Source organism: Streptomyces sp. BE20 (assembly GCF_036322525.1).
Lineage (GTDB): Bacteria > Actinomycetota > Actinomycetes > Streptomycetales > Streptomycetaceae > Kitasatospora.
Genome location: NZ_JAQYWW010001016.1, coordinates 115,246 through 131,903, shown reverse-complemented (window position 1 = coordinate 131,903; position 16,658 = coordinate 115,246). Strand labels below are relative to the sequence as shown.

The window sequence follows — 16,658 nt, the reverse complement described above, 5'->3', positions numbered from 1 at the left end:
GGTGGTCCACGGACCACCCCCGCCCCGCCTTCGGCGTCCCCCCTCCGGCCCGGCCCTCCCCTCCCGTCCGACAGCCGCGGGCATATTCCTCCGGACCCGGCGGGCGGGCATGGCAGGATGCCAGGCATCAGCCTGACGAAGGAGTCCAGCGAGTGCCCGGCACCAACCTGACCCGTGACGAGGCCCGCACCCGGGCCGACCTCCTGCACGTGGACGCGTACGAGATCGAGCTCGACCTGAGCTCCGCCCGAGAGGGGGGCACGTTCCGGTCCACCACCGTGGTCCGGTTCACCGCCCGCACCCCCGGCGCGGCCACCTTCATCGACCTGGTCGCGCCGAGCGTGGAGGAGATCGTCCTCAACGGCGAGCGGCTCGACAACGCCAACTTCGCCGACAGCCGGATCGCTCTCCCGGGCCTCGCCGCCGAGAACGAGCTGCGGATCGTCGCCGACTGCGCCTACACCAACACCGGTGAGGGCCTGCACCGGTTCGTCGACCCCGTCGACGGCGAGACCTACCTGTACACCCAGTTCGAGGTGCCGGACGCCCGCCGGGTCTTCGCCTCCTTCGAGCAGCCCGACCTCAAGGCCGCCTTCACGTTCACCGTGACCGCGCCCACCGGCTGGGTGGTGGTCTCCAACTCGCCCACCCCGACGCCCGAGGACGAGGGCGACAGCCAGGTCTGGCGGTTCGAGCCGACCGGCCGGATCTCCACCTACATCACCGCGCTGATCGCCGGCCCGTACGTCGGTGTCTTCGACGCGTACCGGAACGGCGACCAGGAGGTGCCACTGGGCATCTACTGCCGTCCCTCGCTGCGCGAGTTCCTGGACGCCGAGGCGATCTTCGAGGTCACCCGGCAGGGCTTCGACTACTTCCAGGAGAAGTTCGACTTCCCCTACCCCTTCGCCAAGTACGACCAGCTGTTCGTCCCGGAGTTCAACGCCGGCGCGATGGAGAACGCGGGCGCCGTCACCCTGCGCGACCAGTACGTGTTCCGGTCCAAGGTGACCGACGCCGCGTACGAGGCACGCGCCGCGACGATCCTGCACGAGCTCGCCCACATGTGGTTCGGCGACCTCGTCACCATGGAGTGGTGGAACGACCTCTGGCTCAACGAGTCGTTCGCGACCTTCGCCGAGGCCGTCTGCCAGGCCGAGGCCCCCGGCTCCAAGTGGCCCAACTCCTGGACCACCTTCGCCAACCAGATGAAGACCTGGGCGTACCGGCAGGACCAGCTGCCGTCCACCCACCCGATCATGGCCGACATCAACGACCTGGAGGACGTCCAGGTCAACTTCGACGGCATCACCTACGCCAAGGGCGCCTCGGTGCTCAAGCAGCTGGTGGCGTACGTCGGCCAGGACGCGTTCTTCGAGGGCGTGCGGGCCTACTTCAAGCGGCACGCCTGGGGCAACACCCGGCTCAGCGACCTGCTCGGCGCCCTGGAGGAGGCCAGCGGCCGCGACCTCAAGTCCTGGTCCACCGCCTGGCTGGAGACCGCCGGCATCAACGTGCTCCGCCCCGCCCTCACGCTCAACACCGACGGCGAGATCGAGTCCTTCGCCGTCCTCCAGGAGGCCCCCGCGCTGCCCGCCGGCGCCAAGGGCCACGCCGTGCTCCGCCCGCACCGGATCGCCGTGGGCCTCTACGAGCTGAACGACGGCGCCCTGATCCGCACCGACCGGATCGAGCTGGACGTCGACGGCCCGCGCACCGAGGTGCCCGAGCTCACCGGCCGGCACCGCCCGGCCGTCATCCTGCTCAACGACGACGACCTCTCCTACGCCAAGGTCCGGCTCGACGAGGACTCGCTGGCCGTCGTCACCGAGCACCTCGGCGGCTTCCCCGACTCGCTGCCGCGCGCCCTGTGCTGGGCCTCCGCCTGGGACATGACGCGGGACGGCGAGCTGGCCGCCCGCGACTACCTGACGCTGGCCCTCTCCGGCCTCCGGCGGGAGTCCGACATCGGTGTCGTCCAGTCGGTGCAGCGCCAGGTGCGGCTCGCCCTCGACGCCTACGCCGACCCGGCCTGGCGCGAGCAGGGCCTGTCCCGCTGGGCCGAGGCCGCCGAGGACCGGCTGCGCACCGCCGAGGCGGGCAGCGACCACCAGCTGGCCTGGGCCCGCGTCCTGGCCTCCGTCGCCCGGACCGACGGTCAGCTCGGCCTGATCGCCGGCCTGCTGGACGGCTCCGTCGAGATCGCCGGCCTGGCCGTCGACACCGAGCTGCGCTGGACCCTGCTGGGCCGGCTCGCCGCCACCGGGCGCGCCGACGAGGCCGCGATCGCGGCCGAACTCGCCCGCGACAACACCGCGGCCGGCCAGGAGCACGCCGCCAGCTGCCGGGCCGCCCGGCCGACCGCCGAAGCCAAGGCGGAGGCCTGGGCCTCGGTCGTCGAGTCGGACACGCTCACCAACTACGTGCAGGCGGCGGTGATCGGCGGCTTCCAGCAGACCGACCAGCGCGAGCTGCTGGCACCGTACGTGGCGAAGTACTTCGCGGCGGTCAAGGACGTCTGGGAGTCCCGCAGCCACGAGATCTCGCAGCAGATCATCGGCGGGCTCTACCCGGGCCTGCTGGTCGAGCAGACCACGCTGGACGCCACCGACGCGTGGCTGGACTCGGCCGACCCGGCGCCGTCGCTGCGGCGTCAGGTCGTCGAGGCGCGGGCCGGGATCGAGCGGGCGCTCAAGGCGCAGGCCGCCGACCGGGCGGCGGGCGCACGGGGCTGAGGTCCCGGCGCGGCCGACCGCCGTCCCCCCCTGTCTCCCGCCGCCGGGCCTTCCCGGTGGCGGGAGGCAGGGGGCGGGGTCGGAGGCAGGGCCGGGGCGGGAGGGTGCGCGCCCCGGCCCGGGAACGCCCGAGGGGGCGCCGGACGTGGTCCGGCGCCCCCTCGGGGTCTGTCTGGGCTCTGTGGCCGGAGGGCCTGCGGCCGCTACTTCTTCTCCTTGCCGCCGCCGTACGGCAGCGCGGCCAGGGCGGCGATGATCACGAAGGACGCGATCGGGATCACCACGAACAGACCGAGGGTCTGGGCGACGCTCAGGCCGCTACCCGGGTCGTCGCCGTCGTCCCTGGTGAGGGCCATGGCGGGCGACGACAGCAGCATCATCAGCGTGACCGTTGCGGTGACCGCGCCGGCTCGCAAAGCGTTCCTCTTGTCCACGATGCCAACTTACCCGCCACTTACGAGGGGCCGCTCGGCGGGGTCGGCCTTTCGGGCCGGGGCCCGGTCTGCTGCCCGACGGTCCGCAGCAGGTCAGCCAGGGCGCCCGCGGCCGGAGCGGCGGCCAGCGCGTCCAGCGTGACCGGCCGGCCGGAGCCGTCCGCGACCGGAAGCCGCCAGTTCGGGTACTGGTCCCAGGTGCCCGGCAGGTTCTGCGGGCGCGGATCGCCCACCACGTCCGGCAGCCAGACCCCGACCAGCTCGGCCGGGGTGTCCGCCAGGAAGCGGTACAGCGCGGTCGCCGAGAGCGGCTCGTCCTCCCCCAGCAGGCCCAGCCGGGCCAGCTCGGCCCGCCAGTCGGCCAGCTCGGCCGCCGCCTCCGCCTGCTCGTCCCCGAGCGCCCTGGCCAGCAGGCCGAGCCGGTGCCGCAGCTCCACGTGCTCGCCCGACAGCCGGGCGGCCGTCGACGGCAGGTCGTGCGTGGTCAGCGTCGCCAGGCTGCCCGGGCGCCAGCGCCCGGGCGGCAGGATCTCGCCCTTCGCCTGCCAGTCCCGTTCGAACCAGAGCACCGAGGTGCCCAGCACCCCGCGGGCCGCCAGTTCCTCGCGCACACCCGGCTCCACCGTGCCCAGGTCCTCACCGATCACCGCCGTGCCGGCCCGGTGCGCCTCCAGCGCCAGCACCCCGAGCATCGCCTCGGCGTCGTAGCGGACGTAGGCGCCCTCGATCGGCGCGTGCCCGGCCGGCACCCACCAGAGCCGGAACAGGCCCATGACGTGGTCGATCCGGATCGCGCCGGCGTGCCGGGCGGCGGCGCGGATCAGCTCGGCGAACGGCGCGTAGCCGGCCTCCGCCAGCGCGTCCGGGCGCCAGGGCGGCAGGCCCCAGTCCTGGCCGTGCGCGTTGAAGGCGTCCGGGGGCGCGCCGACCGAGATGCCGGTGGCGAGGACGTCCTGCAAGGCCCACGCGTCGGCGCCGTCCGGGTGGACACCGACCGCGAGGTCGTGGACCAGGCCCACCGGCATGCCGGCGGTGCGGGCCGCCTGCTGGGCGTGCGCGAGCTGCCGGTCGACCTGCCAGGCCAGCCAGCGGTGGAAGCCGACCCGGTCGGCCGACTCGGCGGCCTCGCGGGCGACGTGCGGGGAGTCCGGGTGGCGCAGCCCCTTCGGCCAGGCGTGCCGGTCGGCGCCGTGCTTCTCGGCCAGGGCGTTCCAGACCGCGTACCGCTCCAGCCACGCGCCCTCGCGGGCCCGGTACGCCTCGAAGGCGGCCCGCCGGACCGCGCCGTGCTCCGCCGCGTACCGCTCGAACCGCGCGTACAGCAGCTCCAGCGCGCGGCGCTTGAGCGCCCACACCCCGTCGCGGTCGATCAGGCCGTCGTGCTGCAGCACCTCGGCCCGCAGGCGGGCGGCGCGCAGGACCAGCCCGTCGGCCTCGGCGCGGTCCTCACCGGTCAGGTAGGCGTACTCGGGGACCGCCTCGACCCGCAGGTGGACTGGGTCGGCGAAGCGGCGGGACGACGGGCGGTAGGGCGACGGGTCGGACGGGACGGCGGGCAGGGCCGCGTGCAGCGGGTTGATCTGCAGGAAGCCCGCGCCCAGGCCGGCGCCGGCCCACTGGGCGAGGTCCGCGAGGTCCGCGAGGTCGCCCATGCCCCAGGACCGGTCCGAGAGCACGGAGTACAGCTGGGCGAGGAAGCCCCAGCTGCGGCCGGGCAGCGCGGGGAGCCGCTCGGGGGCGACGATCAGGTGGGCGGTGCCGGTCCGCCGCTCGTCCCCGGTCCGCCCGGGGACCTCGGCCCGCAGGACGTGACGGCCGAGCGGCAGGTCGGCGGGGAGCCAGTGGGCGTGGCCGCGCGGGAGGTCCCAGCGGCCGCCGTCCTCCAGCTCGACGGTCAGCCGCGCGTCGGCGGGCACGTCCAGTGCGGTCCGCCGGCCCGCCCGGACCACCACGGTCGGGGGCAGCAGGCGGGCGCGCTGTTCGGTGCGGTGGTGCTCCAGCGCGGCCCGGGCGGCGTCGGGGGTGGCCGCGTCCACGCCGAGCGCGGCCAGCACCGCGACCAGCGTCCGTGCGCCCGCCGGCACTCCTCCGGGCCCGTACCGGGCGTCCACTCCGTACGCCTGGGCCAGCGCCACCAGCTCCGGCGGAGGGGGCGGCGCGTCCTGCGCCGGCACCTCCAGGCCGTCGGCTCCGTCACGGTCGAGATAAGCGGCCACTCGCGGCTCCTGCGATGTCTCGGCAACGCCCAGTCAGGACAGCCACAGTCCTACCCGCGTGACGCCCCGGCGACCCTGCGCGACACACGGACCCGGGGGTGGCGCGGGAGCACCGGGTCTGCCGGGGGCGCGCGAACGGGACGTCGGCCGGGCCTGCGTCCCGCTCCGGCGGGCGCGTTCGCGACCGGGGCTTTCGGTGCGGGGGCGAAGGGTTGGAGTCCGGGGTAAATCGGACAAAGTCGTCATACCCGTCGGCGACGTTGACACCGGGAGGGGTAGCTGGTGGGCTTTGGCGCGATGTGGTTCCTGGCGAGGAGGCTCCTGTGCAAGCCCGAGTGTCCGAGGTAGCCGGGCGGCGGCTGCGTCAGCAGCTGGAGCAGAGCCCGGCGCTGCGTGACGTGTTGCAGCACCCGGCGGCCCTCGCGGCGCGGCGGGCGACAGCACGGACCTGCCGTCAGCTGGCGCCGAGGACGGCGGACCGGCTGATCGCCGATCTCAAGGGGACGTCTCCGCTGCTGCCGTCGGTGCGCGCCGAGCGCGCGCTGGCCGCGCGGCCCGGGGCACCGAGCCGGCGGACCCTCCAGGTGGCGGCGACGCTGTCGGCGGCGGCCGTGGTCGGCGGACTGCTGGTGAGCGGTCCGGCCGCGTACGCGTACTCGCCGGGACCGGACGTCGTGAGCACCGCGAGCAACGCGGCGCAGACGCCGCTGGGCAACGTGAGCAACCCTCAGGTGTTCCCGCGTCCGCAGGAGATGGGCGTGGCCGGGAAGCCGGTCACCGTGCCGACCGGCGTCACCCTGGTGGTCTCGCCGAAGGCGGACCACGGTGCGGTGGACGCGGTGCACGAGGTGCTGGGCGTGGCCGGGGCCACCGTGATCACCCCGCGGTCGGAGCCCGGCACGCCGGTCGCCGGCGACCTGGTGGTGTACGTCGGCGGGCCCGCCGAGGGCGCGGGCGGCGCCACCGACCGGGTGCTGCGGGAGCTGACCGCGGCCGCGGTCGGCAAGGACACCGCGGCGCCGACCACGGCCGGGATGCCGGCCGGCGGGTACGTGCTGTCGGCCGGTCAGCTGCCGGTGCAGGGCGGCGGGACGTACGGCGTGGTGGTGCTGGCCGGCACCGACGCGGCGGGCACCTTCTACGCCGCGCAGTCGCTGCGCCAGCTGCTGGCCGTCGTCCCGGCCGGGCAGGGGCAGGCGCCGGGTGCGGCCGGTCTCGGGCTGCCGGGCGTCACGCTGCGGGACTGGCCGTCCGGCGCGCCGGTGCGCGGCACCGCCGAGGCGTTCTACGGCACCCCGTGGACCCAGCAGCAGCGGCTCGACCAGCTGGACTTCCTCGGCCGGGCCAAGCAGAACCTCTACCTCTACGCGCCGGGCGACGACCCGTACCGGCTCTCCCGCTGGCGGGACGCCTACCCGCAGGGGAAGGCCGACGACCTGCGGGCCCTGGCCGCCCGGGCCGCGCACAACCACGTGACGGCCGGGTACGCGATCGACCCCGGTCAGTCCTTCTGCTACAGCTCCGCGAAGGACGCGGACGCGCTGGTGGCCAAGCTGGACGGGCTGCGGAAGCTCGGCTTCGGCGCGTTCCAGCTGCAGTTCCTGGACGTCTCCTACGACGAGTGGCACTGCTCCGAGGACCGCGCGAAGTACGGCACCGGGCCGGCCGCCGCCGCCAAGGCGCAGGCCGAACTGGCCGGCCGGGTGCAGGACCGGCTGATCGCCCGCAACCCCGGGCTGGCCGCGCTCTCGGTGGTGCCCACCGAGTACCACCAGCAGGGCGCCACCCCGTACCGGACCGCGCTGGCCGCGGCGCTGCCGGCGGGCGTCCAGGTCGCCTGGAGCGGGGTCGGCGTGATCCCGGAGCGGATCACCGGCACCCAGGCCGCCGACACCGCGAGCCTGTACGGGCACCCGCTGGTCACCATGGACAACTACCCGGTCAACGACGCCACCCCGGACCGGCTCTTCCTGGGGGCCTACACCGGGCGCGACACCGAGGTGGCGACCCGTTCGGCCGTCATGCTGACGGGCGCGATGCAGCAGCCGGTCGCCTCCCGGATCGCGCTGGCCACCGCCGGTGACTTCGCCTGGAACCCCGCCGGGTACAAGCCGGAGGAGTCCTGGCAGGCCGCGCTGCGCTCGCTGGCCGGTCCGACCGCCTCGGCCGCGACGCCCGCCGGCGCGGCCCTGGCCGCCGTCACCGCGCTGGCCGGCAACAGCGCCTCGTCGCCGCTCGCCAAGCAGGAGTCCGGCTACCTGCTGCCGCTGCTGGAGCGGTTCTGGGCCACCGCCGAGCCGACCTCCGGCGTGGCGCCCGACCTCGCCCGGCTGATCGAGGCGGCCGCCCCGCTGCGGGAATCCTTCGCCGCGATGGCCGGCGCGCAGCAGACCCTCGCCTCGGCGCCGGCCACCGCCCAGCTGGCCGCCGAGTCCGCCTCCTGGCTTGCTCCGCTGCGCGACTACGGCCTGGCCGGACAGGCGGCCGTGGACATGCTGGTCGCCCAGCGGGGCGGCGACGGCGGGGCCGCCTGGAAGGCCCGGGTCGAGCTGAACAAGCTCCGCGAGCAGCTCGGCCAGAGCCCGGCGACGGTCGGCGCGGGCGTGCTCGGCCCGTTCCTGGAGCGGGCGCTGCGGGCCGCCGACACCTGGGCCGGCGTGCTCGACGGCGGCGTCACCCCGACCACCACCCTGGGCACCGCGCACGACCACCTCCCCGCGCTGATGACCGACGGTGTCGCCGACACGTTCTACTGGAGCTCGGCGCCGCCGCAGCCCGGCGACTCGGTCGGCCTGGAGCTCGGCGACGGCCGCCCGGTCGGCAGCGTCACCGTGCTGATGGGCTCCTGGGGCAACGGCCCGGACGGCCAGAACGCGCTCGACGACTACCTGCGCGAGGGCGTGCTGGAGTACTCCACCGGCGAGGGCGGCTGGAAGCGGCTGGCCCAGGTGAAGAACCAGAAGTCCGTCTCCGCCCAGCTGCCCGCCGGGACCGTCGTCCGGGCGGTCCGGCTGCGTGCCACCTCGGCGCAGAAGACCGCGGTCGCGGTGCGCGAGTTCTCGGTCACCGCGCCGGACGAGGCCCCGGCCAGTGTCTCCGGCGGCCCGGCCGCACTGCCCGGCTCCTCGGCCGCCGCGGTGCTGGACGGCAACCCGGACACCGCCTACCGGGCGGCCACCGCGCCGACCTCGCTGGACGAGCCGCTCACCGTCGAGCTGGGCGCCGCCCGGCCGCTGGACCGGCTGACCATCCTCACCGACCCGAACGTGCGTGCCTCCGCCGCCGTCGCGGTCCGGCGCGCGGACGGCAGCTGGGCGGAGATCGGCACCATACAGCCGGGCTGGAACGAGCTGTCGGCCGGCGGGCTGCCCGCCGACGCGTTCCGCCTGGCCTGGAAGCCGGGCGGGCAGCCTCCGGTGGTCAACCAGGTGATCCCCTGGTACGCGGACGCCCCGGCGGCCCGGCTCAGCCTGGCCGACACGGCGGTCGACGCGGTCATCGGGGCCGGCGCGCCCGTCCAGGCCCGGGCCACCGTCGAGGCCGGCCGGCCGGAGGGGGTGACCGGCGAGCTGCGGACGGAGGTGCCGGCCGTCGCCAAGGGGCTGACCGTGACGCCCGCGACCGGTGTGAGCGTGCCGCGCGGCGGCCGGGTCGGCGTCCCGCTGCTGGTCACCGCGGGGCCGGACACGCCGTCGGGCACCTACCAGGTGCCGGTGGTGTTCGTGACCGGGCAGACCAGCATGCGGCAGGTGCTCCAGGTGCACGTGGTGCCGCCGACCGGCGGGCCGGACCTGGCGATCACCGCCGAGGCGACCTCCTCGGGCGACGAGACGCCGCACTTCCCCGCCTCGGCCGTGGCCGACCAGGATCCGAAGAGCCGGTGGTCGTCGCCGGCCGCCGACGACGCCTGGGTGCAGCTGGAGCTGCCGCGGGCCGTCCACCTGGGCTCGGCGGTGCTGCACTGGCAGGCCGCGTACGCCGCCGCGTACAAGATCCAGACCTCGGCGGACGGCCGTTCCTGGACCACCGTGGCGACGGTGGAGGACGGCAGGGGGGGCAACGAGACGGTGCGGTTCGACGCGCCGGGGGCGAAGTACCTGCGGGTGCAGGGCGTGGCCCGGGCCACCAAGTACGGCTACTCGCTCTGGGGCGTCGAGCTGTACGCCGTCGCCGCGGCGGCGGGGGCGACCCCGCCGGTGACACCGCCCCTCACTCCGCCGGTGACGCCTCCGGGCGGGCAGCCCGGCGGTGGCGGCCAGCAGGGCGGCGGACAGCAGGGCGGCGGACAGGCCGGCGGACAGCCGACCACGGTGCCGACCGCCCCGGCGACCACCCCGGCGCCGTCGGCCACGCCCACCGGGCCGACTCCGGCCCCGTCCGGCTCGACCGGCGCTCCGACGGCCCCGCCGGCGAAGCCGTAGCGGGGGTGCCGGACCGGGCGCGGGATCCTGCGCCCGGTCCGCCCCCGCGGGCACGCACGGCCGCACAGGCACGGGCACGCGGGGCCTGCGTGCGCACGGTGGGCGGGAGGGCGGCCGGGCCCGGAAACGCGGCGGGCCGCCGCGCTCCCCGTCTGCGGGGTGCGTGGCGGCCCATGAGGCGTACCGGGAAATCTGTCGGGCAAGCCCTTGTGGAGCGGTGGTCAGGCGGAGAGCGCTTCGGGCTGCTCACCGCGGCGGACGGGTGCGGAGTGGGCCGAGTGGGCGGAGTGGGCGGAGTGGGCCGAGTGCGCCCGGCCGAGCGGCACCGGATGGGTGGCCTCGGTATGGTCGTGGTGTTCGTACTCGCCCCACTGCGGGGCGCGCAGCTGGTCGCCGCCGCCGTACGGCTCCAGGTAGGGCCGCCAGCGCGGATCCTTGATCCCGGTGCCGATGATCCGCCAGGCCAGGCCGGACGGCGGGGCCGGCGGGCGCTTCATCCGCCAGCCGAGTTCGGTGAGGTGGCGGTCGGCCTTGGTGTGGTTGCAGCGGCGGCAGGCGGCCACCACGTTGTCCCACCGGTGCTGGCCTCCCCGGCTGCGCGGGATGACGTGGTCGACGCTGGTGGCGGCGGCCCCGCAGTAGACGCAACGGCCGTGGTCGCGGGCGAACAGCGCCCGACGGGTGAGCGGGACGGGCCCGCAGAACGGGACCCGGACGAAGCGGGTCAGTCGGACGACGGACGGCGCCGGAAGGGCGCTGGTGGCGCTGTGCAGAGTGACACCCGAGTCCTCAAGGCTGACTGCCTTGTGATTGAGGACGAGGATGAGTGCGCGGCGCATCGATACGACGCCGAGTGGCTCGTAGGACGCGTTGAGGACCAGGACATGCGGCACGGATGCCTCCTTGGACGCCTGCGGCGCGTGGCTCGCGCCGGGACGAGCGGTTGGATCACACAGCGGGTGCGTGATCTCCCCCAGTGTCGCCTTACGCCTTTGTACGGCGCCACCACTCCTGTGTAACGGACCTGACGTGAACTCCGGATGTGGCTTCTGTCATACCCGGTATGCCCGGGGGAAGGGCGGGTTGCACCCCGGTGCCCGGAGGGTGCTCCGGGGCGCCCTCGCGGGGGAAGGCTGGGCCGGTCGGAGCAGCGGGGCGCACGGGGCGGGAACCGGTCGGACCCCGTCGGAGCAGCGCGGACGGCGGGCCCGGCCGGAGGGGGCGGCGGGGGTGAACCGCGGGGCGGGCGGGGCCGCGGGCAGCGCGCCGGGGCGTTGACGGGGCGTCCGTCCGGCCGCCGCGCGCCCTCGGAAGAGCGGTGGCCGGACCGTGGGAGAGCCGTGGGAGGGCGGTGCAGAGGCCGTCGGCGTGTCAGGGTGCCGGGTGGGCGGCGGATAGGGTAGAGCGGACGGTCCGCAGGCCAGGGGCGTGCCTCCCGGGTGTGCCTCCGCGGCGGCGGGCTGTGCCACGCACCCTGCAGGAAGGTCCCGCACGTGATCAGGTCCGGTGCCGCCGGCCTCCTCGCCGACGCGTCCGTCACGCCGTCGGCCTCGACGCCGAACCCGTCCCCCAGTCCCACGGCCCCGGGGCTGCCGCAGCTCGACCTCAGAATCCCGACCAGCGCGCAGGAGGTCTCCGACACCACCCGGCAGGCCGCCAGCTGGTTCGACTCGCACTGGCAGGAGTGGCTGGCGAGCGGGGTCCGGATCGTCTTCATCGTCGTGCTGGCCCTGGTGCTGCGCGCGATGGTCCGCAAGCTGATCTCCCAGCTGATCGCGCGGATGGTCAAGCCCGGTGAGGGCGAGGACGAGCCCGGACGGCTGGGCGGGCTGCTGGCCAACACCGGGGTGGTCAACCCTGAGCGGCGGCAGCAGCGCTCGGAGGCGATCGGCTCGGTGCTGCGCAGCGTCGCGTCCTTCAGCATCCTGGGGACGGCCGCGCTGATGGTGCTGTCGGCGCTCGGGGTGAACCTGGCCCCGCTGCTGGCCAGTGCCGGTGTGGCCGGTGTGGCGATCGGTTTCGGCGCCCGCAACCTGGTCACCGACTTCCTCTCCGGGGTCTTCATGATCATGGAGGACCAGTACGGCGTCGGCGACGAGATCGACACCGGGGTGGCCACCGGCACGGTGCTGGAGGTCGGCCTGCGGGTGACCAAGCTGCGCGGCGCGGGCGGCGAGATCTGGTACATCCGCAACGGCGAGGTGAAGCGGATCGCCAACATGAGCCAGGGCTGGTCGACCGCCTCGGTGGACGTCCAGGTCGGGTACAAGGAGGACCTGCTGCGGGTCGAGGCGCTGATCCAGGAGACGGCGGAGGCCCTGGCCAAGGAGGCGCCGTTCGACGAGCTGGTCTGGGCGCCGTTCTCGATCCTGGGCGTGGAGTCGGTGGCCGTGGACTCGGTGGTGCTGCGGGTCGAGGCGCGGACGGCTCCGGGCAAGTCGCTGAGCGTGGCGCGGGCCCTGCGGCAGCGCCTGAAGGTCGCGTTCGACCAGGCCGGGATCAAGGTCAAGGAGGAGGTCGCGCCGGTCGCCGCCGATGCGGGCGCGGCTGCCGGAACGGCCACCGCCGGGGTGGTGCTGACCACCGCGTCGGCGGCCTCGCCGGGCGCCGACCCGGCGCCGCCGTCGGCGCTGGCCGACCCGAACTCGCCCCGCTACCAGGCGACGGCGCCGATACCGGCTCCCGTGAAGCCGGTCGACGACGCGGCCAAGGCGCCCTGACCGGGTAGCGGGCCGCCGCCCCGGCAGAGCCCGTGAACGAACGAGAGCCCCGCCTCCGCGCACGCCGGAGGCGGGGCTCACTGCTGCCCGGTAACGCTTCGGCATCCACCGGGGGAAGGGCCATTGACACCCTCGTGACGGGGACCGTACGGTCCTGTCTCAAGCGACTGGAAAGTTTCCTAACAGTTCGCCCGGGCCCGTCCGCCGGGCAGCCGACCAGCAGGAAGAGGAGGAGGATCTCCGCGTGACCAGGACCACCGCCAAGGCCCCCCTCGCCGGCACCCCCAGCCTGCTGCGCGCGATCAACGACCGCGCCGCCCTCGAACTACTGCTGGAGAACGGCCCGCTCTCCCGTACCCAGATCGGCACGTTGACCGGACTCTCCAAGCCCACCGCCTCCCAGCTGCTGGCCCGTCTGGAGGCGGCCGGGCTGGTCCTGCCGGTGGGCACCACGGCGGGCGGACCGGGCCCCAACGCGCAGCTGTACCAGGTGAATCCGGCCGCCGGTCACGTCGCCGGGCTGGACGTCACCAACAGCCACGTCCGGGTCGCCGTCGCCGACATCACCGGCTCCACGCTCACCGAGGACGTCGTCCCCACCAAGGGGTGGACGGCCGCCGAGACCGTCCCCCGGGTCGCCCGGGTGGTCGCCGACGCGACCCGGTCCGCCGGGCTGGCCGAGGGCAGCCTGCACACCGTCGTGATCGGCGTCGGCGGGGCGCCCGACCCCGGCACCGGCAAGCTCAGGTACGCCTCCCACCTGCCCGGCTGGCACGCGCCGCGGCTGGTCGAGGAGCTGTCCGGGGCGATCGGCGCGCCGGTGTCGATCGAGAACGACGTGAACCTGGCCGCCGTCGCCGAGCAGGCCTCCGGCGCGGCGCACGGGTTCGAGGACTTCGTCCTGCTCTGGGCCGGCGAGGGCACCGGCGCCGCGATCGTGATCGCCGGCCGCCTGCACCGCGGCTTCACCGGCGGCGCAGGCGAGGTCGGCTACATGCCGGTGCCCGGCGCCCCGGTGCTGCGGGACGTGCGCCGCCGCAACTCCGGCGGGTTCCAGGAGCTGGTCGGCGCCCCCGCCGTCCGGGCCCTGGCCCGGGAGCACGGACTCGGCGCGCCGACCGCGGAGGAGACGCTCGCCAAGGCGCTGCGGACCCCGGGCGCCGGCGACGCGTTCCTCACCGAGCTGGCGGGCCGGCTGGCCGTCGGACTGGCCGTGATCGTCGCCGTCGTCGACCCCCAGCTCGTGGTGGTCTCCGGCGGTGTGCCGACCGCGGGCGGCGAACGGCTGCGGGCGCTGGTCGAGGAGGAGCTGGCCCGGATCTCGATCGCCCGCCCGGAGGTCCGCAGCAGCACCCTGTCCGGTTCGCCCGTCCTGCTGGGCGCGCTGCAACGCGCGCTGGCGGCCGCCCGCGAGGCGGTCTTCTCCACCCACTGAGGTCCACCCGCCCACCGAAGTTCACACCAGCGACGCTCCCGCCACGGACGCTTCCACCACCGGCGTCCGAACCACCGGCGTCCGAACCACCGGTTCAGAACCACAGGCGTCCGACCCATCGGCGCCCGAGTCACCGGCGCTCCCACCGAGCACCGCCTGAACCACCCGAACCACCTGGCTCCACCCGCACCAGCCACCACCCGCACCACCCGCACCACCCGCACCGCTCGATCCCTGCACCCACTCTCCCCAACCCCCTACGCGGGACCCGAGGCAATGACGCCTGCCCGCGCACCCCCAGGAGGACCTCGAAGTGCACTCCACCACCTCCCGCAGAGGCCGCCGTACGATCGCCGCCGTCACCGGCAGCGCCGTCCTGGCCCTGCTGGCCACCGCCTGCACCGGATCCAGCGACGGCAGCGGCAGCGACGACTCGGCCAGCGGCAAGGACGTCACCATCACCTTCTGGCACGGCTGGAACCAGCCCGCCGAGGTGAAGGCGATCAACGACAACATCGCCGCCTTCGAGAAGGCCCACCCGAACATCCACGTCAAGACGACCGAGAACATCGGTGACGACAAGGTCAACCAGGCACTGCGGGCCGGTGGCGACGCTGCCCCGGACGTGGTCTCCTCGTTCACCACCAACAACGTCGGCATGTTCTGTTCGACCAAGGCCTTCGCCGACCTCAAGCCCTTCCTGGCGAAGGACAACATCGACCCGGCCAAGACCTTCCCGGCCGCGATGCTCAACTACACGCAGTTCCAGGGCAACCAGTGCTCCCTGCCGCTGCTCGGCGACGCCTTCGGCCTGTACTACAACAAGAAGGCCTTCGCCGACGCCGGGATCGCCGGCCCGCCGAAGACCTTCAGCGAGTTCGCCGAGACCGCCGCCAAGCTCACCCTCGCCGAGGGCGACAGCTACAAGCAGCTCGGCTTCATGCCGCTGTACCACGGCTACGAGTCGACCACCGAGCACTTCCTCGGCCAGTACGGCCCGAGCTACTTCGACGCCTCCGGCAAGTCCAGCATCGCCACCGACCCGAAGGTCGCGGCGATGATGAACTGGCAGAAGGGCCTGGTCGACAAGCTCGGCGGCTACGACAAGCTGGACAAGTTCCGGGCCACCTTCGGCGAGGAGTTCAGCGCCAAGAACCCCTTCCACACCGGCCAGGTCGCGATGGCCATCGACGGTGAGTGGCGCACCGCCTCGCTCGCCGAGAACAAGCCGGACTTCGAGTGGGCGACCGCGCCGTTCCCGGTGCCGGACGACCAGGCCTCCACCTGGGGCCGCGGCTACCAGACCGGCACCATCATCGGCATCGCCAGCACCAGCAAGAAGCAGGCCGCCGCCTGGGAGCTGACGAAGTTCCTCACCACCGACACCGACGCGGTGGTCTCGTTCGCCAACGCGATCCACAACGTGCCCAGCACCTTCGCGGCGCTCGACTCGCCGAAGCTGATCAGCGACCCGAACTTCAAGACCTTCCTGGACATCGCGAAGAACGCGAACTCCAGCACCACGCCGGCCAGCGTCAACGGCGGCGGCTACATCGTCTCGGTGCAGAACCTCGGCTACGAGTTCGAGTCCGGCAGGCAGACCGATCTCGCGGCCGGTCTCGCGGCCACCGCCAAGGAGATCGACGCCGCCATCGCCCAGGCCAAGTAGCGCGGAACGGTTCACGGAGCTCCCATGTCACTCGCGTCCGACACCCGCAAGGGCAGCGGACCGACCGACCCGGCGGCGCCCTCCACGCAGCACCTGCTGCGCCGGAAGCGCCGCCGGGAGGCGGCCCGCACCCTGGCCTTCCTCTCCCCCTGGCTGATCGGCTTCGCGGTCTTCTTCCTGTACCCGCTGATCTCCACGGTCTACTTCTCGTTCACCAAGTACAACGGCTTCGGCGCACCCGCCTTCAACGGCCTGAAGAACTGGGACTACGTCTTCAACGACCTCCCGGCCTTCTGGAAGGGCCTGCGCAACACCGTGTGGCTGGTCTTCATCATGGTGAGCCTGCGGGTGGCGTTCGGCCTCGGCATCGGGCTGCTGATCACCAAGGTCAAGACCGGTGCCGGGTTCTTCCGCACCGCGTTCTACCTGCCGTACCTGGCACCGCCGGTGGCCGCGACCGTCGCCTTCGCCTTCCTGCTCAACCCCGGCACCGGACCGGTCAACCACTTCCTCGGCGAGATCGGACTGCCACAGCCGGGCTGGTTCGCCGACCCGACGTGGTCGAAGCCCGCCCTCACCATGCTCGCCATGTGGGGCATCGGCGACCTGATGGTCATCTTCATGGCGTCCCTGCTGGACGTCCCGAGGGACCAGTACGAGGCCGCCGAACTCGACGGCGCCGGGCCGTTCCAGCGGTTCCGGTTCGTCACCCTGCCGAACATCTCGCCGATCATCATGTTCGCGGTGGTCACCGGCGTCATCCAGACCATGCAGTACTACACCCAGGCGATCGTCGCCGCGAAGGTCACCAGCGGCAACGCGGGCAACTCCGGGCAGCAGTTCGAACCGGGCTACCCGCAGGGATCCACCTGGACCCTGCCGCAGATGGTCTACAACCTCGGCTTCCAGCGCTTCAACTACGGCGCGGCGTGCGTCGTCGCCCTGGTGCTGTTCGCCATCTCGATGGCCGTCACCTCGCTCCTGCTCCGCCGCAAGTCCGGCTTCATGGCGAGCGACGACTAGCGGCC

The 16,658-nt window shown here is 74.1% G+C and carries 8 protein-coding genes and 1 pseudogene; 6 read left to right on the top strand and 3 right to left on the bottom strand.

Going from position 1 to position 16,658, the window contains the following annotated elements; all coding sequences use genetic code 11:
• Window positions 1-152: 152 nt before the first annotated feature.
• Window positions 153-2,735 (top strand): aminopeptidase N, encoded by a 2,583-nt coding sequence (gene pepN / locus PUR61_RS27230; protein ID WP_329882063.1) that lies wholly within the window; start codon window positions 153-155, stop codon window positions 2,733-2,735.
• 203 nt (window positions 2,736-2,938) lie between these two features.
• Here pepN and PUR61_RS27225 read toward each other — a convergent pair whose 3' ends face one another.
• Together PUR61_RS27225 and malQ are read right to left on the bottom strand one after the other, a co-directional pair.
• Complete coding sequence (locus PUR61_RS27225; protein WP_329882062.1) at window positions 2,939-3,169, bottom strand: hypothetical protein; 231 nt, start codon at window positions 3,167-3,169, stop codon at window positions 2,939-2,941.
• Between the two features lie 20 nt (window positions 3,170-3,189).
• Window positions 3,190-5,349, bottom strand: coding sequence for a 4-alpha-glucanotransferase (malQ, locus tag PUR61_RS27220; RefSeq protein WP_443035242.1), 2,160 nt, complete (start codon window positions 5,347-5,349; stop codon window positions 3,190-3,192).
• Between the two features lie 359 nt (window positions 5,350-5,708).
• Between malQ and PUR61_RS27215 the strand changes: the two genes are divergently transcribed.
• Window positions 5,709-9,806 carry a beta-N-acetylglucosaminidase domain-containing protein gene (locus tag PUR61_RS27215; RefSeq protein WP_329882061.1) on the top strand — a complete coding sequence of 1,366 codons (4,098 nt, stop codon included), beginning with the start codon at window positions 5,709-5,711 and terminating at the stop codon, window positions 9,804-9,806.
• Window positions 9,807-10,195: 389 nt separating this feature from the next.
• Here the strand turns inward: PUR61_RS27215 and PUR61_RS27210 are convergent.
• Window positions 10,196-10,699, bottom strand: a pseudogene (locus PUR61_RS27210) (HNH endonuclease); the annotation flags it as partial.
• A gap of 600 nt (window positions 10,700-11,299) precedes the next feature.
• On the opposite strand from PUR61_RS27210, the gene PUR61_RS27205 reads away from it, so the two are divergent.
• From PUR61_RS27205 to PUR61_RS27190, 4 genes are all read left to right on the top strand, one after another.
• Window positions 11,300-12,526 (top strand): mechanosensitive ion channel family protein, encoded by a 1,227-nt coding sequence (locus tag PUR61_RS27205; RefSeq protein WP_329882060.1) that lies wholly within the window; start codon window positions 11,300-11,302, stop codon window positions 12,524-12,526.
• Between the two features lie 244 nt (window positions 12,527-12,770).
• Window positions 12,771-13,961, top strand: coding sequence for an ROK family transcriptional regulator (locus tag PUR61_RS27200; protein WP_329882059.1), 1,191 nt, complete (start codon window positions 12,771-12,773; stop codon window positions 13,959-13,961).
• Between the two features lie 313 nt (window positions 13,962-14,274).
• Window positions 14,275-15,630, top strand: a complete 1,356-nt coding sequence (locus PUR61_RS27195; RefSeq protein WP_329882058.1) for an ABC transporter substrate-binding protein — start codon at window positions 14,275-14,277, stop codon at window positions 15,628-15,630.
• A gap of 24 nt (window positions 15,631-15,654) precedes the next feature.
• On the top strand, window positions 15,655-16,653 hold the full coding sequence (locus tag PUR61_RS27190; RefSeq protein WP_329882057.1) for a carbohydrate ABC transporter permease: 999 nt from the start codon (window positions 15,655-15,657) through the stop codon (window positions 16,651-16,653).
• Window positions 16,654-16,658: the final 5 nt, after the last annotated feature.

Coding starts and splice junctions, on each gene's coding strand:
- PUR61_RS27190 (WP_329882057.1), top strand. CDS start 15,655: ATGTCACTCGCGTCCGACACCCGCAAGGGCAGCGGACCGACCGACCCG.